The 21,785-nt window shown below is 41.8% G+C and carries 18 protein-coding genes and 2 tRNA genes; all 20 read left to right on the top strand.

Annotation, left to right across the window (positions count from 1 at the left end; all coding sequences use genetic code 11):
* Positions 1–110 precede the first annotated feature (110 nt).
* The 20 genes from ptsG (at position 111) to KOL94_RS10110 (ending at position 21,784) form a co-directional block, all read left to right on the top strand.
* The gene (gene ptsG, locus KOL94_RS10205) at positions 111–2,186 is read left to right on the top strand and encodes a glucose-specific PTS transporter subunit IIBC (protein WP_221566327.1); all 2,076 of its coding nucleotides are present in this window, start codon (positions 111–113) and stop codon (positions 2,184–2,186) included.
* Between the two features lie 15 nt (positions 2,187–2,201).
* Positions 2,202–2,468, top strand: a complete 267-nt coding sequence (locus KOL94_RS10200; protein ID WP_221566326.1) for a phosphocarrier protein HPr — start codon at positions 2,202–2,204, stop codon at positions 2,466–2,468.
* A complete protein-coding gene (ptsP, locus tag KOL94_RS10195) occupies positions 2,468–4,186 on the top strand; it encodes a phosphoenolpyruvate--protein phosphotransferase (protein ID WP_221566325.1) in 1,719 nt (572 codons plus the stop codon). Before KOL94_RS10200 ends, ptsP begins: the two co-directional genes overlap by 1 nt.
* Before the next feature lie 318 nt (positions 4,187–4,504).
* Positions 4,505–4,921, top strand: coding sequence for a MarR family winged helix-turn-helix transcriptional regulator (locus KOL94_RS10190; RefSeq protein ID WP_221567657.1), 417 nt, complete (start codon positions 4,505–4,507; stop codon positions 4,919–4,921).
* 27 nt (positions 4,922–4,948) lie between these two features.
* A complete protein-coding gene (gene racE / locus KOL94_RS10185; protein ID WP_221566324.1) occupies positions 4,949–5,743 on the top strand; it encodes a glutamate racemase in 795 nt (264 codons plus the stop codon).
* 344 nt (positions 5,744–6,087) lie between these two features.
* The gene (locus KOL94_RS10180) at positions 6,088–7,173 is read left to right on the top strand and encodes a GerMN domain-containing protein (protein WP_221566323.1); all 1,086 of its coding nucleotides are present in this window, start codon (positions 6,088–6,090) and stop codon (positions 7,171–7,173) included.
* A gap of 241 nt (positions 7,174–7,414) precedes the next feature.
* Entirely contained in the window at positions 7,415–8,158 is a 744-nt protein-coding gene (gene rph / locus KOL94_RS10175) for a ribonuclease PH (protein ID WP_221566322.1), read from the top strand.
* A gap of 9 nt (positions 8,159–8,167) precedes the next feature.
* A complete protein-coding gene (locus KOL94_RS10170; RefSeq protein WP_221566321.1) occupies positions 8,168–8,761 on the top strand; it encodes an XTP/dITP diphosphatase in 594 nt (197 codons plus the stop codon).
* Positions 8,762–8,784: 23 nt separating this feature from the next.
* Positions 8,785–9,300 carry a metallophosphoesterase family protein gene (locus KOL94_RS10165; protein WP_221566320.1) on the top strand — a complete coding sequence of 172 codons (516 nt, stop codon included), beginning with the start codon at positions 8,785–8,787 and terminating at the stop codon, positions 9,298–9,300.
* 82 nt (positions 9,301–9,382) lie between these two features.
* Positions 9,383–9,456: transfer RNA gene (locus KOL94_RS10160), tRNA-Gly, on the top strand.
* A 30-nt stretch (positions 9,457–9,486) separates the two neighbouring features.
* Positions 9,487–9,563: transfer RNA gene (locus tag KOL94_RS10155), tRNA-Arg, on the top strand.
* A 326-nt stretch (positions 9,564–9,889) separates the two neighbouring features.
* Positions 9,890–10,948 carry a tetratricopeptide repeat protein gene (locus KOL94_RS10150; protein WP_221566319.1) on the top strand — a complete coding sequence of 353 codons (1,059 nt, stop codon included), beginning with the start codon at positions 9,890–9,892 and terminating at the stop codon, positions 10,946–10,948.
* A 98-nt stretch (positions 10,949–11,046) separates the two neighbouring features.
* The gene (gene tig, locus KOL94_RS10145; RefSeq protein WP_221566318.1) at positions 11,047–12,342 is read left to right on the top strand and encodes a trigger factor; all 1,296 of its coding nucleotides are present in this window, start codon (positions 11,047–11,049) and stop codon (positions 12,340–12,342) included.
* A 359-nt stretch (positions 12,343–12,701) separates the two neighbouring features.
* The gene (gene clpX, locus KOL94_RS10140; protein ID WP_221566317.1) at positions 12,702–13,976 is read left to right on the top strand and encodes an ATP-dependent protease ATP-binding subunit ClpX; all 1,275 of its coding nucleotides are present in this window, start codon (positions 12,702–12,704) and stop codon (positions 13,974–13,976) included.
* A 225-nt stretch (positions 13,977–14,201) separates the two neighbouring features.
* Positions 14,202–15,869: an ATP-dependent protease LonB gene (gene lonB / locus KOL94_RS10135; RefSeq protein WP_221566316.1), complete on the top strand. Its 1,668-nt coding sequence runs from the start codon at positions 14,202–14,204 to the stop codon at positions 15,867–15,869.
* 362 nt (positions 15,870–16,231) lie between these two features.
* Entirely contained in the window at positions 16,232–18,556 is a 2,325-nt protein-coding gene (lon, locus tag KOL94_RS10130) for an endopeptidase La (RefSeq protein WP_221566315.1), read from the top strand.
* Entirely contained in the window at positions 18,553–19,134 is a 582-nt protein-coding gene (gene yihA, locus KOL94_RS10125; RefSeq protein WP_221566314.1) for a ribosome biogenesis GTP-binding protein YihA/YsxC, read from the top strand. The genes lon and yihA overlap by 4 nt, the downstream gene beginning before the upstream one ends.
* Positions 19,135–19,431: 297 nt before the next feature.
* A complete protein-coding gene (locus KOL94_RS10120) occupies positions 19,432–20,226 on the top strand; it encodes a transporter substrate-binding domain-containing protein (RefSeq protein ID WP_221566312.1) in 795 nt (264 codons plus the stop codon).
* A gap of 143 nt (positions 20,227–20,369) precedes the next feature.
* Positions 20,370–21,029 (top strand): amino acid ABC transporter permease, encoded by a 660-nt coding sequence (locus tag KOL94_RS10115; RefSeq protein WP_221566310.1) that lies wholly within the window; start codon positions 20,370–20,372, stop codon positions 21,027–21,029.
* A gap of 32 nt (positions 21,030–21,061) precedes the next feature.
* Positions 21,062–21,784, top strand: a complete 723-nt coding sequence (locus KOL94_RS10110) for an amino acid ABC transporter ATP-binding protein (protein WP_221567656.1) — start codon at positions 21,062–21,064, stop codon at positions 21,782–21,784.
* Position 21,785 lies beyond the last annotated feature (1 nt).

The raw sequence follows: 21,785 nt of genomic DNA, 5'->3' as shown, positions 1-21,785 counted from the left end.
GTATATACCTTAGGTGCATTTTGGTCTTTTTTACTCATGTCTTTTTTTTTCATTCTGTAACCGTATTCTTAAGCTATTGTGACCAACAATAACAATGGAGGTATAGAAAAATGCAAAAGGCTTTTGGTACTTTACAAAAAGTCGGTAAAGCATTAATGCTACCGGTTGCAATTTTGCCAGCAGCAGGTCTATTACTTGCGTTTGGTAATGCATTGCAAAACCCAACTTTATTGGAAATGGCACCTTTCCTCGATAATGCCGTGATCGAGATGATTGCCGCAGTCATGGAAAGAGCCGGAGGGATCATTTTTGATAACCTCGCATTACTCTTTGCAGTAGGTGTCGCCATCGGTTTAGCTGGCGGTGACGGTGTAGCAGGGCTCGCTGCAACTGTCGGATTCTTGATTATGAATGCTACGATGAGCGTCATCCAGGGGCTTGAAATTGCTGATGTAACTGGTGAAAACGCCGACCCGGCATTTGCGCTAGTACTAGGTATCCCTACCTTACAAACAGGTGTATTCGGTGGGATCATCCTCGGTATCGTTGCTGCCTACATGTACAATAAGTTTTATAACATTGATTTACCATCTTATTTAGGATTTTTTGCAGGGAAGCGATTTGTGCCAATTGCGACAGCGGCGAGTGCAGTCGTTCTCGGTGTCATCTTGACATTCATCTGGCCGCCGGTACAGGATGGTTTGAATGCTTTTTCTGAGAATATGATCCATGCCAATCTCACATTCTCGGCATTTGTATTCGGTGTCATTGAACGTGCACTGATTCCATTCGGCCTGCACCATATCTTTTATGCTCCGTTCTGGTTTGAATTCGGGTCATATACGAACGAAGCGGGTAATCTCGTGCGAGGAGATCAACGGATTTTCTTTGAACAAATTAAAGATGGTGTGCAAAACTTAACTGCTGGAACGTTCATGACAGGTAAATTCCCATTCATGATGTTCGGTTTACCTGCAGCGGCTCTTGCGATTTATCATGAAGCACGAGCTGAGCGTAAAAAGGTTGTTGCTGGTATAATGGCTTCAGCAGCCTTAACATCATTCTTGACGGGTATTACAGAACCGATCGAGTTTTCATTCTTATTCGTAGCACCAGTATTATTTGGAATCCATACGATTTTTGCTGGATTATCCTTTATGACAATGCATTTGTTAGATGTTAAAATCGGAATGACATTCTCAGGAGGTCTCATCGACTTCATCTTGTTCGGAGTCATCAATCCGCAGACAAACTGGTGGCTCGTGATCCCGGTCGGGCTTGTGTTCGCAGTCATCTATTATTTCGGATTCAGATTTGCGATCCGTAAATTCAATTTGATGACACCTGGCCGCGAGGATGTCGAGGATGAGGATGAAGACACGACTCAATCCAGCACTTCCGAGTTGCCTTATAACATTTTAGAAGGACTTGGTGGACAAGAGAACATTTCACACTTGGATGCTTGTATCACTCGACTTCGTGTATCTGTCGATGATGTGAAGAAAGTGGATAAAGCAAGATTGAAGAAATTAGGGGCATCAGGAGTACTTGAAGTAGGAAACAATATTCAAGCGATTTTCGGTCCGAAGTCCGATTCAATCAAATCCCAAATGCAAGATATCATGAAGGGCAAACGTCCACGCAAGGTCGAAACTGACACAGATGAAGAAGTTCAAGAACAAATCGAAGATGTTACTCCTGATGCTTTGAAAAGCGATTTAGAGGAGAAGAAGGAAATGATTGTATCACCTATCAAGGGAGAAATTCTTCCAATTACTGAAGTTCCAGACCAAGTCTTCTCAGGAAAGATGATGGGAGATGGTTTTGCGATCAAACCAGAAGATGGAACTGTCGTATCACCAATCGATGGAAAAGTGGTCAATGTATTCCCGACTAAGCATGCTATCGGATTAGAAACAGCTGGCGGCCGTGAAATTTTAATTCATTTTGGAATTGATACCGTCAACTTAAAAGGTGAAGGTTTCGAAATAATGGTAGAGCAGGGTGACGAGATCAAGCAAGGTCAGACTTTGATGAAAGCGGATCTTGATTACATTTCAAAACATGCTTCATCCATCATTACCCCAATTGTGTTTACTAATCTCCAAGAAGGAGAAAAAGTAAAAATAGAGAAGTCTGGATCAGTTGATCTAAAAGAAAACGACATCATTTCAATTGAAAAGTAGAAAGGAAGAGGAAACATGGCAGAAAAAACGTTTACAGTAACGAGTGAATCAGGAATACACGCACGACCTGCGACAACATTAGTGAATAAGGCAGGACAATTCAGCTCTGATATTGAGCTTGAGCACAAAGGAAAAACAGTCAACTTGAAATCGATCATGGGTGTTATGTCTTTAGGAATTCAACAAGGCTCTGAAATTACGATCAAAGCAAACGGTAACGATTCTGATGATGCGCTTTCTGCATTAACAGATGTACTAAAACAAGAAGGACTTGCTGAGTAATGAGCCAACGTATTACGGGAATTGGCGCATCTGCAGGCATTGCGGTTGCTAAGGTTTTCAAACTTGAAAATCCTGCATTGGAAGTAGAGAAAACCACAATCGAGAACCCTTCCGAAGAAGTTGAGCGGTTTAAGGGAGCAATCGACCAATCCAAAATAGAACTTGAAGGCATCAAAGAGCACGCTGAAAAAGAACTGGGAGAAGACAAGGCAGCAATATTTGCTGCCCATCTTCTTGTCCTGCAGGACCCTGAATTGATCGATAATGTAACTGGGAAAATCAATGACGAAAAAATCAATGCAGAAAGTGCTTTAGACGAAGTTTCGGGTATGTTCATTTCAATGTTTGAAAACATGGACAATGAATATATGAAAGAAAGAGCTGCAGATATCCGTGACGTTCGAAAAAGAGTATTGGCTCATCTGATGGATGTTGAATTCAACACACCGAGCATGATTACTGAAGAGGTGATTATCATCGCTGATGACTTGACGCCTTCAGATACAGCTCAATTGAACAGAACTTATGTCAAAGGATTTGCGACAGATATTGGAGGACGAACTTCCCATTCAGCGATCATGGCCCGCTCAATGGAGATCCCATCTGTCGTGGGGACTAAGGAAATCACAGAATCTGTTGAAAATGGGACAACTGTCATCATTGATGGTATTGATGGAGTCGTCATCATTGACCCATCAGAAGATGAAAAAACGGAGTATGAGCAAAAGCGTGCTCGTTATGAAGAACAGAAGAAAGAATGGGCAAAGCTAGTCAATGAATCGACGAAATCGGCCGACGATAAACATGTCGAACTCGCAGCGAACATCGGTACCCCGAAGGATCTTACAGGTGTATTGAATAATGGAGCAGAAGGAATCGGATTATACCGTACTGAATTCCTATACATGAATCGTGATCAATTACCGACTGAAGAAGAACAATTCGAGGCGTATAGGGATGTTCTTTCTAAAATGGAAGTGAAGCCGGTCGTCATCCGTACATTGGATGTCGGAGGTGATAAGGAATTACCTTATCTGAATCTACCGAAGGAATTAAATCCGTTCTTAGGATATCGCGCGATCCGACTCTGCCTTGACCAACAAACGATTTTTAGAACACAACTCAAAGCTTTGTTGCGAGCAAGTGCTTATGGGAACTTGAAAGTGATGTTCCCGATGATTGCGACGCTTGATGAATTCCGTCAGGCAAAGGCGATCCTTTTAGAGGAAAAAGAAAAACTTGAGCAAGACGGTGTTGAAGTATCCGATTCGATTGAAATCGGAATGATGGTTGAGATTCCGTCTACTGCAGTCATGGCGGATGTATTTGCTAAAGAAGTCGATTTCTTCAGTATCGGCACCAATGACCTGATTCAATATACGCTAGCAGCAGACAGAATGAATGAACAAGTTTCTTATTTATATCAACCATATAATCCTGCAATCTTAAGACTTGTTAAAAATGTGATCGATGCTGCGCATAAAGAAGGTAAATGGGCCGGTATGTGTGGAGAAATGGCCGGAGATGAAATCGCGATTCCTATCCTGCTTGGGTTAGGACTCGATGAGTTCAGCATGAGTGCCACATCCATTCTCCCTGCCCGCAGTCAGATTCTGAAATTGAGCAAAGAGGAAGTTTCTACTCATTTAGAAGATGTCCTCCAGCTTGATACAGATGCAGCAGTCAAACAATATGTACAACAGCATTTCTTGAAATAAAAGCAATTAGATGGCCCACGAGGATGGAAATCTCCTCTTGGGTCATTTGTTTATAGTTCAATTTTATCGGAAAATTGCCTCACACTGTCACGATCAGGAAAATCATGTTCGGACACAGAGAAAAGTCCGATTGCGGGCTTTCTATTTGACAACGCTATCAGGAAAAACTAGACCATAGAAATACCTTTAAGAACAAAATATTTCTGATTATTGGGAAATGTTGTTGAAAAAAACCACTAAACAGCGCAAAATAGAACTAACAGTCTGTGTCAGGAGGTTACATAGTTGGAGCAAGTAAAACAAGACAAAATCAATGATATGGAAAAAGCACTAAGAATGATTTCAGCACATATAAAGCAAAAGGGAAGGGAAATATTGAATGATTTCTCTATTACACCCCCACAATTCGTAGCTTTACAATGGTTATTTGAACAAAATGAAATGACAATCGGAGATCTTTCAAACAAGATGTATCTTGCATATAGCACGACTACTGATCTGATTGATCGAATGGAAAATAACGGGCTAGTTAAAAGAATACGTGATCCGAAAGATCGTCGCGTCGTCCGCATACAGAAACTTGATAAAGGATACGAAATAATAGAAGAAGTCATTAAACGGAGACAGAATTATCTTAAAGATTTGACGGAGCACTTTTCTGATGACGAAATCGAAAGCCTTCATCAAAGCCTTCATCTCCTATATGACAAAATGAATTCTCTAACTACCAACTAGACTTAACAGAGAAAAAGAGGGGTTTATTTGAATAATCCTATAGGAATTATTGATTCTGGTGTCGGGGGGATGACTGTAGCCCGCGAAGTGATGAGGCAGCTGCCGAAAGAACGGATCTATTATCTAGGTGATACATTACGGTGCCCGTACGGCCCTCGTCCTTTGGAAGAAGTCCGAACCTATACGTGGAAGATGGTTCATTATTTTTTGGAACGAGATATTAAATTACTCGTAATTGCATGTAATACAGCGACTGCGGCTGTATTGGAAGAAGCTCAGCATAAACTGCCGATCCCTGTTGTTGGGGTCATCCATCCTGGAGCGAGGGCAGCTATAAAAAATACGTTGAATCGTGAAGTAGGTGTTATCGGTACAGAAGGAACGATCAACAGTCGAGCTTATGTAAAAGCTTTGCAAAACATCGATAGCAAGGTAAATGTGCATGGTCTTGCATGCCCGGAATTCGTGCCGTTGGTTGAGAGCGGTATGATCGATACTCGGGAAACCTTACAAGTGGTTTATGAAAGACTTGCACCTTTAAGCGATTTACCGATTGATACGTTGATACTCGGTTGTACCCATTATCCGATCCTGGCCCCTGTCATTAAAAAAGTGATGGGAACCAATGTTCAGATCATTTCATCTGGAGCAGAGACTGCACGGGAAGTGAGTACAATCCTGTATTATAGCAACCGCCTTTACTCAGGAGCCGGTCTTCCTGAGCATCGCTTTTTCACAACAGGTTCGAGTCAAATTTTTAACCGATTGAGCAGTGAGTGGTTTGATCAAAGTGTAAAACACATAGAGCATATTGAATTATAAAGGCTGGCACAAAACTGTTGTGCTGGCTTTTTTCATGAACAGAATTCAACAAGTCCCGGCACTACTGCTTGCATCTTCCATTTCTTTAAAATTTGCTTTGTCAATCTTCTTTATTGATTTCAAATGAAATTCACGACACTCCTGCGGGAACAGCGGACCAGGTGAGACCCCGCAACGAACTGTGCAAGTTCGTGAGGAGGCTCACGGTTCGCCCGCGGAAAGGGAGTGAATTTCGAAGAAAACAACATCTTTTTTTAACAAATCCTTAAATTTAGAGATGGTTGGTCTAATTGGACAGATGGCCCGTATATATAGTAGTACAAACCATTGTAGGAGGGAATGGAATGAGGAAGAAGCAGAGGAGAATGGTCTTTGTTTCTCTTTTAACAGGTCTATTGCTGCTTATGTCTGGATGTGGCTTGTTAACAGAAAAAACAAATAATGAAATCGATCCGCCCCAGGAGGTCAACTATCTGAATGACGGTGAGTCTTTAGAGGAGACCGATAAAGACAAAGATGCATTGGCTGATGGGAAGGATGCGCCAGCGGGTGCTACAGAATCACATCAATTACAAGTATACTTAATCAATGAAAATGGGATGGTCGTTCCACAGACGATGAACATGCCAATTGCGGAAGACCCTGCTAAACAAGTGGTGGAATACTTAGTGAATGATGGAAAAGCGTCCAACTACATCCCGAATGGTATGAGAGCCGTTTTACCTGCAGGCACTGAGGTATTAGGGTTGAACATCGATCAGGGGACAGCAACAATCGATTTTTCTGAAGAGTTCAAGGAATACGCAGCAGAAGATGAGATGAAAATCTTACAATCATTGACGTATACACTCACCCAGTTTGATAATGTACACGCAGTCAAAATCAAAATCAATGGTGAAGATCAGAAAGTCATGCCGGTCAATCAAACACCAATCGGTGATAACATGACACGTGCAGATGGTATCAACATTGAAACAAATGGGGTTGTCGATGTCACAGGCAGCAAGACCGTCACAGTTTATTTTATTAGTCAAAATGGTGACGACCAATTCCATTATGTTCCGGTTACACGGAAGGTGAATTCAAATGAAAACCTCGTAAAGGCGACTGTCGATGAATTGCTGGGCGGTCCATCCCTCCAATCCGGGCTTTTGACGGATATGAGGAATGAGGTTGAACTTGTAAGTGCACCAGTTGAAGAAGATGGTGTCGTAACACTCAATTTCAATGAAGCGATTTTAGGTGAAGCAAAGAATACCGCAATTTCTGATGCGACGCTTAACTCACTCGTATTGTCGTTGACCGAAATTACAGGGGTTGACAAGGTACAAGTTAAAGTAAATGGCAAAAGTGAAGTGGTTCGAGAGGATGGGAAACTATTGACAGAACCTGTGTCACGTCCCGTTAATGTAAACACTGTAGAATTTTAAAATGAATAGATCATGTAATTATGTTACGATAGAAAGAGTCAGGGCGGTGTTCAGCCGCCTTTTTCTCATTTAAAGAAAGTATAAATACTTTCTTCAATATAAGTGCAACTAAGCTCAGCCGCGCTAAGGTTTGGCTTTGCGAAGTTTTCTTTATTTATCGTGTAATATGACCAAAAGCATACTTTGTTGTTTGACTTGGTCATACTAATCGATAGTGTGATGCAAAGAGGAGGAATAATCAATGAGAACAGATGGAAGAACAAATGATCAGTTACGGAAAATACATATCGAAACGAATTATATTAAACACCCGGAAGGCTCTGTATTGATTTCTGTAGGGGATACGAAGGTCATCTGTACAGCTAGTATCGAGGACCGTGTACCGCCTTTTATGAGAAATCAGGGGAAAGGCTGGATTGCAGCTGAATATTCAATGCTGCCTCGGGCAACTGAGCAACGGAACATCCGTGAATCAAGTAAAGGGAAAGTCTCAGGACGCACGATGGAAATTCAACGGTTGATTGGCCGTGCACTGCGATCGGTTGTAGACCTTGATAAAATCGGGGAGCGCACTTGCTGGATTGATTGTGATGTGATCCAAGCGGATGGCGGAACGCGGACGGCAAGTATCACTGGAGCATTTGTAGCAATGACGATGGCGTTCAACAAACTCATTGAACAGGATCTCATTAAAAAAATGCCGATAAAAGAATTTTTAGCAGCTACATCTGTAGGGGTAGTACCAGAATCCGGAGAAATTTTGGATCTCTGCTATGAAGAGGACTCAAAAGCACATGTGGATATGAACGTAATCATGACTGGTGGAAAAGAATTTGTTGAGCTCCAAGGTACAGGTGAAGAGGCTACGTTCTCCTATAAACAGTTACAAACGATGCTTGAGTTAGCGGATAAAGGAATTACAGAACTCATCGAACATCAAAAGGCTGCATTAGGGGATACCCACCTTTTGGTCGGAGATAAGTAGGTGACTAAAATGGATAAAATCATCATCGCCTCACATAACGAGGGGAAGGTCAAGGAATTCCGTAAAATGTTTGAAGAGTTTGGGATCAGTGTAGTTTCTCTGAGAGATTTGGATTTTCATGAAGAGATTGAGGAGACTGGATCGAGTTTCAAAGAGAACGCAAGCATCAAAGCAGAAACAATCGCAAATAAACTTCATGCGCCAGTCATTGCCGATGACTCCGGGTTGGTCATTGACGCACTCGATGGCCGGCCTGGTATCTTTTCGGCACGATTTGCGGGGGAAGAAAAGGATGATGAAGCTAATATAGAAAAAGTACTCGCTGAATTGGAATCTGTCCCAGAAAAAGAACGTACGGCTCGATTTGTATGTGTTTTAGCAGTAGCCCAACTGGGAAAAGAAACGAGTAGTGTCGAAGGAAAATGTGAAGGACTCATTCTGAACGAAAGAAGAGGCACGAACGGATTCGGCTATGATCCGATCTTCTATGTTCCTTCAAAAGAAAAGACATTGGCTGAAATGAATGCTGAGGAAAAGAACAAAATCAGTCACCGTGCAAATGCACTGCATGAATTACGAAACGCTTGGTCTGAAATCTTTTGAAATATTAAAAGGAGGACCTGTCAATGAACGTTCTGCTCGTTAGTGATAGCCATGGTCTTACCAAAGAACTGAAAAAAGTTGTCGAACTGCATAAAAACCAAGTCGATGTCATGGTTCATTGTGGAGACTCTGAACTATCGTCAGACGATGAGAGGTTGAAACCTTTTTACAATGTCCAGGGGAATATGGATATAGGTCATGATGATTTTCCTAATGAATCCCTAATTGAAGAACAAGGATTTCGCTTATTCGTTACCCATGGCCATCTATACAATGTAAAAATGTCCTATATGAATTTGGCTTATAAAGCTGAGGAACAAGGTGCGGATCTAGTGTTCTTCGGCCACTCCCATGTCGCAGAATCATGCGAGCAAAATGGAATGGTTTTTGTAAACCCAGGCAGCCTTCGTTTACCAAGAAATCGACGTGAACGGACGTATGCAATTTGCGAGTGTAAAGACCGCAGTCATATCAGAGTGCGATTCTTTGAATATGATGGAGAGGAATTGACCGATTTATCAACAGAATATGAACTTTAGTGGAAAAAGAACTCACGACCAGAAAGAAAACCATTGACATTTCAATCGAAATTCGATATATTAATTATTGTCGCTGATTGATGCGGGTGTAGTTTAGTGGTAAAACAAGAGCCTTCCAAGCTCTGGTCGTGGGTTCGATTCCCATCACCCGCTCCATTTACACCTTGATATTTTACATGATATTATGTCCCAGTAGCTCAGCAGGATAGAGCAACAGCCTTCTAAGCTGTCGGTCGGGCGTTCGAATCGCTCCTGGGACGCCATACTTAATACATACTAACGCTTCCTTTGCATAATAACAGGGGAGCGTTTTCTTATACCGTGACAACGAGGAGAGAATTGACTTTAAAAAGCTTCATAAGACACTTTGAGCGTGAAAAACTGCGCTGAGTCACCGTATGAACGCTTCATAAGCACTTCGAGCGCAAAAAGCTGGATGAAAGTGCATCATGAACGCTTCAAATGAAACCCCTCTAGACCGGAACGCCGTTGAGAGCTGTAATATAGAATTAATATGTAAACATTTGTTTTTAGGAAGTTAAACTGCTAAACTTGCTTTAAACGATTGATAAAAAGCGGGGAGATTGTTTTGGAAAAAGACCATAAAGGGCCGCGTGACAGTAAAATCGTTTACTTCCCAAACCTTACTGCAAAGCTTGTGAACAAGGGAATGTCAGCCCTTAAACAAAAGAAATACAAAGAATCGCTGAATTTTTTCCGGCAGCTGATCGAAATGGAGCCTGATCACCCACAAGGCAACGTAGGAGTAGTCTTGAGCCTGGTTGAGCTAGGTGACCTAAGAGAAGCAAAGGAGAAATGTGACGAGATTCTCAAAAAAGACATCGGAGAGTATTATGATGTCCTTCAAATTTACATATCGATCCTCATCCAATTAGGTGATTATGAAGAAGTCGTAGAAATTCTCGAAGCTGTCATACAGGAACAAAGCTTGCCGCCGCAAATGGCTGAAAATTTCTACCAACTCTTATATTTCAGCCGAAAGATGGCAGAGGAAGAACCGAGCGAAGACTTTGTTTTTGAAACGAAATTTTCCGATCAGGAAGTTGAGCATCTTTCAGAACAATTGAAGTCTTCGGACTCGAAAAAACAATGGCAAGCTGTCCAATCCATAGAAAAGCCAGATCAACCGGTTGTACGCCACGAGTTGAAGAATTTTCTTACATATCCCGATGCCAATCCATCGTTAAAGACCATCGTCTTACAGATGTTGAAAGATGGTGACGCATCAGAATCAATCCGTATACATAAATTCGGCAAGACGATGAGTGTTAGTCCCGATCAACTACATGATATACCGGAAGGACAATTTTACCGACTCGTAAAGACGATCATTGAGCATCAACTTGAACAACAGAACCCTACTTTGCTAGAAATGGCCGTGCAAATTTGGGATCATTACTTGTTCATGATATATCCGTTTCAGCCCGAACCCCTCAATGAACAATTATGGGCAGTTGCGGTTCTTGAAGTTGCACACAGGCTGAATGGGATGGATTATGATGGAGACGAACTGCAGGTTGCTTTTTCATTGGATGAAGAATTACTTGATGAAGTAGTTGAAAAGATCTTGGAAATCGAACGTCTATCAATGAAAGAAGTCGGTCTGCAGGATGACCAGCCGAACTAGTTGAAAACCAATGTTCATGTGTTATAATGTAGTGGTTGCAAACTCATTCGTACGTTAATGAAGTTATAAGAAGATAAATGTTGGAGGGAATTATAGTCATGAGTGCAAAATGGGAAAAGCAAGAAGGTAATCAAGGTGTATTGACCATTGATGTCGATGCTGAACGTGTAAATGAAGCATTGGATCAAGCGTTCAAAAAGGTAGTTAAAAAGGTGAACGTACCAGGCTTCCGTAAGGGAAAAGTACCACGTTCAATGTTTGAAAAGCGTTTCGGAGTAGAAGCACTTTATCAGGACGCTCTAGATATCCTGCTTCCTAGTGCATACAGCCAAGCGGTAGAAGAAACAGGAATCGACCCGGTTGACCAACCTGATGTTGACATCGAGCAAATTGAAAAAGGTAAAAACCTTGTTTTCAAAGCGACTGTCACTGTAAAACCTGAAGTTAAACTTGGCGAGTACAAAGGTCTTGAAGTTGAAAAACAGGACACAGAAGTGACAGATGAAGATGTACAAGAGGAATTGACAGCTCTTCAAAAGAAGCATGCTGAATTGACTGTAAAAGAAGACGGTAAAGTTGAAAAAGGCGATACTGTCGTTATCGACTTTGCAGGATTTGTTGATGGTGAGGCATTCGAAGGTGGAACTGCTGAGAACTATTCTCTTGAAATCGGTTCTGGATCATTCATTCCAGGATTCGAAGAACAGCTAGAAGGTGAAGAAGCTGGAGCTGAAAAGGATGTTGAAGTAACATTCCCTGAAGAATACCATGCTGAAGAGCTTGCTGGAAAAGTAGCAACATTCAAAGTTAAAATCCATGAAATCAAGCAATTGGAACTACCTGAGCTTGACGATGAATTCGCTAAGGATGCAAATGAAGAAGTTGAAACTCTTGATGAGTTGAAAACTCAAATCAAAGAGCGCCTTCAAAATGATAAAACAACTCAAGCTGAAAATGAAATGAAAGATCAAATTGTTCAAAAAGCGTCTGATAACGCAGAAATCGATGTACCAGAAGCAATGGTCAATTCTGAACTTGACCGTATGATGAAGGAATTCGACCAACGTCTACAAATGCAAGGTATGAACCTTGATATGTACTACCAGTTCTCAGGAACTTCTGAAGATCAGTTGAAGGAACAAATGAAAGAAGACGCTGAAAAGCGTGTTCGCACAAACTTGACTCTTGAAGCGATTGCAGAAGCTGAAAACATCGAAATTTCTGATGAAGAAGTTGAAGAAGAAATCAAGAAAATGGCTGAAATGTACCAAATGGAAGTTGAAAAGATGAAGCAAATGCTCGCTATGCAAGGTGGACCTGATCTGCTGAAGGGTGATTTGAAGGTCCGTAAAGCAATCGATTTTCTTGTAGAGAATAGCAAGACTGTTGCATAATATACAGTAAGATATAAAACAAGGCGCGAATTTTCGTGCCTTGTTTTATACAAAAATGGCTCTTTTCAGACTCGAGAATCATGGTGTGTAACTAACAAAAATATATTTTTTATTTAGGAATCGCACAGCTGTTTTATGACTATACTGATACATATCAGCATTTCGAATTTACATAACAAAGCGTTATTATTTTTGTTTTACGGCTCTTCGTGATAAAATCAAATACATAACAATAATGGATTCTAACGACAGATTTGTTACTCTCAAAACATATTGGAAATCTTTCAATGTGTAAAATACACACGATGACAAATAACTAAAAGTAACAATTCATCCAAACCATTCTTAGGGGTGATTCAATGTTTAAATTTAATGAAGAAAAAGGGCAATTGAAATGTTCTTTTTGTGGTAAGACACAAGATCAAGTACGTAAACTGGTTGCCGGACCAGGTGTCTATATTTGTGATGAATGTATTGAATTGTGTACAGAAATCGTAGAAGAGGAACTTGGAACGGAAGAAGATGTAGAGTTCAAAGACGTTCCGAAACCACAAGAAATCCGGAAAATCCTTGATGATTATGTGATCGGTCAGGACCAAGCGAAAAAATCGCTTTCCGTAGCGGTTTATAACCATTACAAGCGTATCAACGCATCTAAAAAATCAGATGATGTTGAGCTGGCAAAAAGTAATATCGCGATGATCGGACCTACTGGTAGCGGTAAAACATTACTGGCTCAAACATTAGCGCGTATCCTAAATGTACCATTTGCAATTGCTGATGCTACATCTTTAACTGAAGCTGGTTACGTAGGGGAAGATGTTGAAAACATCTTGCTCAAATTGATCCAGTCTGCAGACTATGATGTGGAAAAAGCAGAACGCGGTATCATTTACATCGATGAAATCGACAAGATTGCACGTAAGTCTGAGAATCCATCGATCACACGTGATGTATCTGGTGAAGGTGTACAACAAGCTTTACTTAAAATCCTTGAAGGAACTGTCGCCAGTGTACCTCCTCAAGGTGGACGTAAGCATCCTCATCAGGAATTCATCCAAATCGATACTACGAATATCCTTTTCATTTGTGGTGGAGCATTCGATGGAATCGAACAGATTGTTAAACGTCGTCTCGGAAAGAAAGTCATCGGATTCGGGACTGAGACTTCTGAAAAAGCTGAACTTAAACAAGGTGAATACTTATCAAAAGTATTGCCTGAAGACTTGCTTCGATTCGGGCTTATACCTGAATTCATCGGTCGTCTTCCGGTTACATCCAGCCTGACGCCACTAGATGAGGAAGCATTGGTGGAAATCCTGACCAAACCAAAGAACGCACTTGTAAAACAATACAAGAAGCTGTTACAGCTGGATGATGTCGAGCTTGAGTTCACTGATGATGCACTTAGCGAAATCGCGAAGCAAGCTATTGAACGTAAAACCGGAGCACGTGGTCTGCGTTCCATCATTGAAGGCATCATGCTTGATGTAATGTTCGATCTTCCATCACGTGAAGATATCAACAAGTGTGTCATTACCGCAGAAACAGTTACGGATAAAGTGCCGCCGCAGCTTGTTCTTGAAGACGGTACTGTTATCGATGAAAAAAAGAAACCTAAAGAAAGTGCATAATGAATGATCGATAAAGCACTCTGCCTCGAGCAGAGTGTTTTTTTGCTTGTTAATTTTAAAATTTTTAACTAAAGTCTTCTTTGTACGTTAACTATTCGAACGAACTAAATAGCAACTAAAATTAAAAGTAAATTCCTGCATCCAATTCAGAAAATAACGTTTAGTCCAACACATGCTCGGAAATACTAGTGGATACGAAAACACATACATATAGGAGGGGAAGGCATGAGTTGGACAGGAATAGCATTGATCATCCAGCTGTTCTTTGGCGTAATCATCGGTCTCTACTTTTGGAATTTACTGCGAAATCAACGGACTCAAAAAGTTTCGATAGATAAAGAATCACGAAAGGAAATGGATCAGCTTCGAAGATTGAGAAGTATCTCGTTAAGCGAGCCATTATCTGAAAAAGTAAGGCCCTCGCGTTTTGATGAAATTATCGGCCAGGCTGAAGGGCTCCGGGCTTTAAAAGCTGCGCTATGTGGTCCTAACCCACAACATGTCATTATCTATGGGCCACCAGGAGTTGGGAAGACCGCGGCTGCAAGGATTGTGTTAGAGGAAGCAAAGAAAAATGCCCGATCCCCTTTCAAGCCAACAGCTGTTTTTGTTGAGTTGGATGCAACCACAGCACGTTTTGATGAGCGTGGAATTGCTGACCCGCTGATCGGTTCAGTTCATGACCCGATCTATCAAGGAGCAGGAGCGATGGGACAAGCTGGTATTCCGCAACCGAAACAAGGTGCTGTCACGAATGCGCATGGTGGAGTTCTCTTCATAGACGAAATCGGAGAGCTTCATCCGATCCAAATGAACAAGCTTCTTAAGGTTTTAGAAGACCGCAAAGTGTTTTTAGAAAGTGCTTATTACAGTGAAGAGAACAACCAGATCCCCCAGCATATCCATGATATTTTTCAAAATGGATTACCGGCAGATTTCCGCATGATTGGTGCAACGACGCGTACTCCTGATGAAATTCCGCCCGCTATCCGATCAAGGTGTCTCGAAATCTTTTTCAAAGAGCTAACCGCCGATGATATCATCCGTATTGCAAAGAGAGCGGTTGAGAAAATCCAATTTACAATTGAAGAAAGTGCCTTAACCCTGCTTTCACGTTATGCTCGTAATGGCCGTGAAGCTGTCAACAGTGTTCAGATCGCAGCAGGTCTGGCGATAACTGAAGACCGTAACCATCTGACGAAAAATGATATCGAATGGGTCCTCCATTCAAGTCAGCTGTCTCCTAGGATGGAATCCAAGATACATCCTGTTCCTCGGGTCGGGTATATCAATGGATTGGCGGTCTATGGACCTAATACTGGTGCCCTTCTTGAAATTGAAGCGACCGTGATACCGACAAAAGAAAAAGGCTCGATTATGATTACCGGTATCGTAGAGGAAGAGAGCATCGGCAGCCAATCCAAATCAATTAGACGTAAAAGCCTCGCGAAAAGTTCAGTTGAAAATGTGTTGACGGTCCTTAGAAGAATGGGCATTCCTTCTAGCAACTTTGACATCCATATCAATTTCCCGGGTGGAGCTCCTGTCGACGGCCCTTCAGCAGGCATAGCAATCGCAACTGCTATCTATTCTGCAATCAAGGGGATTAAAGTGGACAATCAAATAGCGATGACGGGAGAGATCAGCATACACGGTAGTGTAAAACCTGTTGGGGGTGTCTTTGCTAAAGTTTCAGCTGCAAGTCAAGCAGGCGTCCAAACTGTTTTTGTGCCAAAAGAAAACCAACAATCGATCCTTAAACAAATCGAAGGAGTCGAAATTGTATACGTCGAACACTTAGAAGAGATTTTTGAACACGTCTTCAAGGAAAAATACCATAAAGAAAGAGTCGATAGCATCACTACGCAAGAGTCCTCGCCAAAGGTCGTTTGAGGCGGGGGTTTCTTTTTGCGGTTGGATCTATTCTTTTCTCAGATGTCATTCCAGATCTACCTGCACCTTGTGGTGCTCCTTAATGGGGAACCTCTTTTGTCTTGCTTTGTCGCCGGCGTGTCGCGAAGTTTGAAGAGAAAATTTATAAGCTTTTGACTTTCAACTTGCCATAATGAAACGTTGATTTATGGATGGTACTTATTAGACAAACATTAGATTTACGGGTAAAATTGATAAGATGAAATACCTATTTTTCGTTATGATCATGAAGCTGACTTGAATCCTTTCTTTCCTGCTTTCCTTAGGAAATCAGGCAAAGGAACACTAGCAGCGTGTTAAATAGAACTTGGAGGTGTGTTTCTATGGCTCAAACGAGAAAAATACCATTGTTGCCACTAAGAGGTCTTCTTGTATATCCAGGTATGGTTCTCCACTTGGATGTTGGACGCAAGAAGTCTGTACAAGCCCTTGAGAAAGTAATGATGGACGACCAGCACATATTTTTATCCACTCAAAAAGAAGTGGCCATAGAAGAACCAACGGAAGAAGAAATTTATAAATTAGGGACGATTGTAAAAGTCAATCAAATGCTAAAGCTTCCGAATGGAACAATCAGAGTCCTTGTAGAAGGAATTCAACGCGGGGAAATCACTTCGTATAAAGATGATGAAGAAATAGGATATCTTGAAGTGAAGGTCAAATTGATCGAGGAACGTAATGAGGCTGATGCTGAAGAGATGGCTCTGATGCGTACCTTGTTGCATTATTTCGAACAATACATAAACCTCTCGAAGAAAGTGACAGCTGAAACACTTGCTTCTGTCCAAGACATCGAAGCGCCTGGCAGGTTGGCGGATATCGTCTCATCCCATTTGCCGTTAAAAATCAAACAAAAGCAGGAAATTTTAGAAACGCTCGAGATCAAAGACCGTCTTAATAAAATCATTCAAATTCTGAACAATGAAAAAGAAGTCCTCGGTCTTGAAAAGAAAATCGGCCAGCGTGTCAAAAAGTCAATGGAACGGACCCAGAAAGAATATTATCTTCGCGAACAGATGAAAGCCATCCAGAAGGAACTGGGTGACAAGGAAGGTAAAGCTGGAGAGGTCACGTCATTAAGGGAAAAAATCGAAGAATCACAAATGCCGGATAACGTTCGGAAAACGGCACTGAAAGAACTGGATCGGTACGAAAAAATGCCGCAAAGCTCAGCTGAAAGCGGGGTAATTCGTAACTATATCGATTGGCTTTTGAATATTCCTTGGGTAAAAGAGACAGAAGACAATCTTGATATTAATCATGCTGAAAAAATCCTGAATGAGGATCACTATGGACTCGAAAAGGTGAAGGAAAGAGTCCTGGAATACCTTGCTGTACAACAGCTTACAAATTCATTAAAAGGACCGATCCTATGTTTGGTAGGACCTCCAGGAGTAGGGAAAACCTCTCTTGCCCGGTCGATTGCGAGGACGCTTGGCCGCAACTTCGTCAGGATTTCGCTCGGTGGTGTACGGGATGAGGCAGAAATCCGCGGACACCGCAGAACATATGTCGGTGCGATGCCAGGACGACTCATCCAGGGAATGAAAAAAGCTGGTTCAGTGAACCCGGTATTTTTACTTGATGAAATTGATAAAATGTCCAATGACTTCCGCGGCGATCCGGCATCAGCTTTATTAGAGGTGCTTGATCCTGAGCAAAATAACACGTTCAGCGATCACTTTATTGAAGAACCTTATGATTTATCAAAGGTGTTGTTCGTAACGACCGCAAATAACATTTCAACGATTCCTGGACCGTTGTTGGACCGGATGGAAATGATTCAGATTGCTGGCTATACTGAAGTTGAGAAGCTCCATATCGCAAATCAATACCTTGTAAAGAAGCAGACCAAAGCGCATGGATTGACGAAAGGAAAGCTCCAGATCCGTGATGGGGCAATCATGCAAGTGATTCGTCGATACACACGTGAAGCAGGGGTGCGTAACCTCGAACGGCAGATCGCTTCTTTATGCAGAAAAGCAGCAAAAGAACTCGTTTCAGGCGATAAAAAACGTGTCATCATTACTGAGAAAACGCTTGGAGATTACCTGGGCAAACCTAAATTCCGATATGGACAAGCGGAAGTAGAAGACCAAATCGGTACGGCTACGGGTCTCGCTTATACGACAGCTGGCGGAGATACACTTTCCATAGAGGTCTCAGTATCTTCAGGGAAAGGGAAGCTGATTTTGACTGGGAAACTTGGCGATGTAATGAAGGAATCTGCACAGGCAGCTTTCAGCTATATTCGTTCCCGTGCTGAAGAATTGAATATCGATCCCGAGTTTTCTGAGAAAAATGATATCCATATCCATGTGCCAGAAGGTGCTACACCAAAGGATGGTCCCTCAGCAGGGATAACAATGGCTACAGCGCTTATATCAGCACTGACTAACCGCCCTGTCCGTAAAGAAGTCGGGATGACCGGAGAAATCACTCTCCGAGGTCGTGTGCTTCCAATTGGAGGCTTAAAAGAGAAAACATTAAGTGCCCATCGAGCAGGATTGGAGCGGATCATTTTCCCTAAAGAAAATGAAAAGGATCTGGATGATATTCCGGAAAGTGTAAAGAAGGATCTCACCTTCATACCTGTCTCTCATTTGGATGAGGTATTAAAAGAAGCATTGATAGGTGGGGAAAAATGAAAGTAAATACAGCTGAACTGATAATCAGCGCCGTGAAAAAAGAACAATACCCGAATGATCAGAAACCGGAAATCGCACTTGCCGGACGTTCAAACGTCGGGAAGTCATCGTTCATCAACAAGATGATCAACCGTAAGGCCCTTGCCCGGACTTCTTCAAAACCTGGCAAAACACAAACGTTGAACTTTTATCTTCTGAATGACACGATGTATTTTGTTGATGTCCCTGGTTATGGTTTCGCAAAAGTTTCCAAGAAGGAACGCGATGCATGGGGGCGGATGATCGAGACCTACTTGATGGAAAGTGAGCAGTTGAGGGCAGTTGTCTTATTAGTCGATTTGCGTCATTCACCATCGAAGGACGATCAATTGATGTATGATTGGCTGAAACATTTTGAAATCCCTGTGGTTGTCGTAGCGACAAAAGCGGACAAGATTCCTAAAGGCAAGCACCAACAGCACATCAAAAAGATACGTGAAACCCTTAAGATTGAAAAAGGAGAGCCTGTCCTCCTATTTTCAGCCGAAACCTCGTTCGGAAAAGAAAAAGTCTGGTCTACTATTGAAAGCCTTATATAATCTCCAAACCTCCTTGTTTTTAAAAATAAGGAGGTTTTTTTGTTTTTATGTAGAAGGTAGTACTTAGGATACTTTTGAAAAAGCAGGACTAAGGTGCTGTTTAGTTCGCCTTAGTTAAGGGAAATATACAGTGGTTGAGAGAAATAGAAAGTATGGTTGGTAGAATGACAGCGGGCATTGTCGCCTCTACATACTTTATAGGAGTTTAGAAAAATTACCGTATATGGTCTGTTTTCCACTGTATGTTTCTCTCAAGTGCAGTATCCAAAAAATCTACAGAAAGAGGGTCAAAACAGAATGAAAAAAGTTAGTTTATGGGCAGTCATGGTATTAGCATTCTCTATGCTTCTGGCAGCATGCGGTGGTTCAGATGGCGGCGGCGGAGCAGATGGAGAATATGACCTTAAAGAAGATGGAAAGTTCACGTTTGCATCTTCTGGGGAATTCAAACCGTTCAGTTCTACTAACGCAGAAGGTGAAATGACAGGCTTCGATATCGAGGTAGCTGAAGCGGTTGCGAAAGAACTAGGCTTGGAACCCAATCCACAGAAATTCAAATTCGCAAGTATCGTTGAAGGTGTGAAAACTGGACGGTTCGATGCAGCGGTAGCCAGCCACACAATCACCCCTGAACGTGCAGAGCATGTAGATTTCTCCGTTCCATATTACTATTCAGGTCCACAAATCTTCACAAGACCAGATAGCGATATTGAAACGAAGGATGACTTGAAAGATAAAGAAATCGCAGTTTCAAAAGGTTCGACATACGCGAAAAGTGCTGAAGAAGTGACAAGCAATATCAAGATTTATGATAGTGATGTTACAGCGCTTGAAGCGTTAAGTGAAGGGAAACACGATGCAGTCATAACAGACTTTGTTACTGGTAAGGAAGCAATCGGAAATGATTTCAAAATCGAAGGTAAAGAACTTCTAGGACGCAGTGAGCAAGCAATTGCTGTCGCAAAGGATAATGAAAAGCTTCTTGAGGATATCAACGCAGCACTAGAGAAACTTAGAGAAGAGGGAACTTTGAAAGAACTGAGTGAAAAGTACTTCGGGGACGATATCACATCTGATCCTGAAGGGGAATAAGAATTGAATTTGGAAAGATAACGAATGTGCGCAGCTTTGCGCACATTTGTTACTTACAATACGCATTGCATAACTTTTCCAAAAGAACTATATGAGTTAATCTTATCAACTTGATTTTTGAGGTTTTAAGGAGCTGATACACTTTGCCTAGTTTTTCGCACTTTTTTTCCACATTCATAGAGAGTTATCCTGTCTTTTTCAAAGGGATGCTTTTAACGCTGCAAGTAACGGCAGTATCGATACTAATTGCTATATTCATAGGTCTTTTCTTTGCGTTGCTGAAAATTTCTAAAGTCAAAGTTTTGGAAGCAATCGCAAACTTCTATATTTATATCGTGCGCGGAACACCACTGATCGTTCAAATCTTCATCTTTTACTTCGGATTATCCGAAATGAATATTTCAGGTTTCTGGTCTGCGACACTTGCACTGGCTTTCCATAATGGTGCGTATATTGCGGAGATTTTCAGAGGTACGATCCAATCCATTGATAAAGGCCAGATGGAAGCAGGACGTTCATTAGGTATGACGAATGGATTGACCATGCGTCGAATCATCTTGCCTCAGGCTTTTCGGCGCGCACTACCTCCACTCGGTAACCAATTCATCATTGGATTGAAGGATTCATCATTAGCAGCATTCATCGGAATGTACGAACTGTTTAATGTCGCCACTACTTCAGGTTCAAATAATTTCGATTCAATGACTTATCTTCTAATCGTAGCTGTATATTATCTGATTCTTGTTTTCTTATTGACAGCTATCGTCAGCCTGATGGAGAAGAAGCTATCTGCAAGTGATTAAGGGAGTGAATGATGTTGACTGAAAAACGAGAAATGATCAAAATCGATAAGCTGAACAAAAGCTTTGGCGATTTACATGTATTGAAAGATGTTGATATGGAAGTTAAAGAAAATGATGTTGTCGTATTGATCGGCGCAAGTGGATCAGGGAAAAGTACTCTGCTTAGATGTCTGAACTTCTTGGAAATCAAAAACGGTGGAAAAATCATCGTGGAAGGAAAAGAGATCGATCCTAAGAAAGACAACCTGAATAAGGTCCGTGAACGAATTGGAATGGTCTTTCAACACTTCAACCTGTTTCCCCATAAAACGGTTCTTGGAAACGTCATCGAGGCGCCATTGATGGTCAAAGGTATGAACCGGTCTCAAGCTGAAAGAGAAGGGAAAGAGCTGCTTGAAAAAGTTGGCCTTGCGGAAAAAGCGGATGTGTATCCTTCGAAGCTGTCTGGTGGACAGAAACAGCGTGTAGCAATAGCAAGAGCACTGGCTATGAAGCCTGATATCATGCTGTTCGATGAACCGACCTCCGCATTAGACCCTGAGCTTGTAGGGGAAGTTTTATCGACAATGAAGCAGTTAGCAGGAGAAGGAATGACGATGGTCGTCGTCACCCATGAAATGGGCTTTGCACGTGAAGTCGGAGATTGGGTCTTCTATATGCATGATGGTCGTATCGTTGAACGGGGCCATCCTCAAGACCTTTTCAACAATCCGAAAGAACAACGTACGAAGGATTTCCTAAGCTCAATCCTCTAAA

This window comes from Alkalihalobacillus sp. TS-13, assembly GCF_019720915.1.
In the GTDB taxonomy this organism is placed as follows: domain Bacteria; phylum Bacillota; class Bacilli; order Bacillales; family Fictibacillaceae; genus Pseudalkalibacillus.
The sequence above is the reverse complement of the archived record's forward strand: the minus strand, read 5'-3'. Positions and strand labels throughout refer to the sequence as shown.

Coding starts and splice junctions, on each gene's coding strand:
- ptsG (WP_221566327.1), top strand. CDS start 111: ATGCAAAAGGCTTTTGGTACTTTACAAAAAGTCGGTAAAGCATTAATG.
- KOL94_RS10200 (WP_221566326.1), top strand. CDS start 2,202: ATGGCAGAAAAAACGTTTACAGTAACGAGTGAATCAGGAATACACGCA.
- ptsP (WP_221566325.1), top strand. CDS start 2,468: ATGAGCCAACGTATTACGGGAATTGGCGCATCTGCAGGCATTGCGGTT.
- KOL94_RS10190 (WP_221567657.1), top strand. CDS start 4,505: ATGGAAAAAGCACTAAGAATGATTTCAGCACATATAAAGCAAAAGGGA.
- KOL94_RS10180 (WP_221566323.1), top strand. CDS start 6,088: ATGAGGAAGAAGCAGAGGAGAATGGTCTTTGTTTCTCTTTTAACAGGT.
- rph (WP_221566322.1), top strand. CDS start 7,415: ATGAGAACAGATGGAAGAACAAATGATCAGTTACGGAAAATACATATC.
- KOL94_RS10170 (WP_221566321.1), top strand. CDS start 8,168: ATGGATAAAATCATCATCGCCTCACATAACGAGGGGAAGGTCAAGGAA.
- KOL94_RS10165 (WP_221566320.1), top strand. CDS start 8,785: ATGAACGTTCTGCTCGTTAGTGATAGCCATGGTCTTACCAAAGAACTG.
- tig (WP_221566318.1), top strand. CDS start 11,047: ATGAGTGCAAAATGGGAAAAGCAAGAAGGTAATCAAGGTGTATTGACC.
- clpX (WP_221566317.1), top strand. CDS start 12,702: ATGTTTAAATTTAATGAAGAAAAAGGGCAATTGAAATGTTCTTTTTGT.
- lonB (WP_221566316.1), top strand. CDS start 14,202: ATGAGTTGGACAGGAATAGCATTGATCATCCAGCTGTTCTTTGGCGTA.
- lon (WP_221566315.1), top strand. CDS start 16,232: ATGGCTCAAACGAGAAAAATACCATTGTTGCCACTAAGAGGTCTTCTT.
- yihA (WP_221566314.1), top strand. CDS start 18,553: ATGAAAGTAAATACAGCTGAACTGATAATCAGCGCCGTGAAAAAAGAA.
- KOL94_RS10120 (WP_221566312.1), top strand. CDS start 19,432: ATGAAAAAAGTTAGTTTATGGGCAGTCATGGTATTAGCATTCTCTATG.
- KOL94_RS10110 (WP_221567656.1), top strand. CDS start 21,062: ATGATCAAAATCGATAAGCTGAACAAAAGCTTTGGCGATTTACATGTA.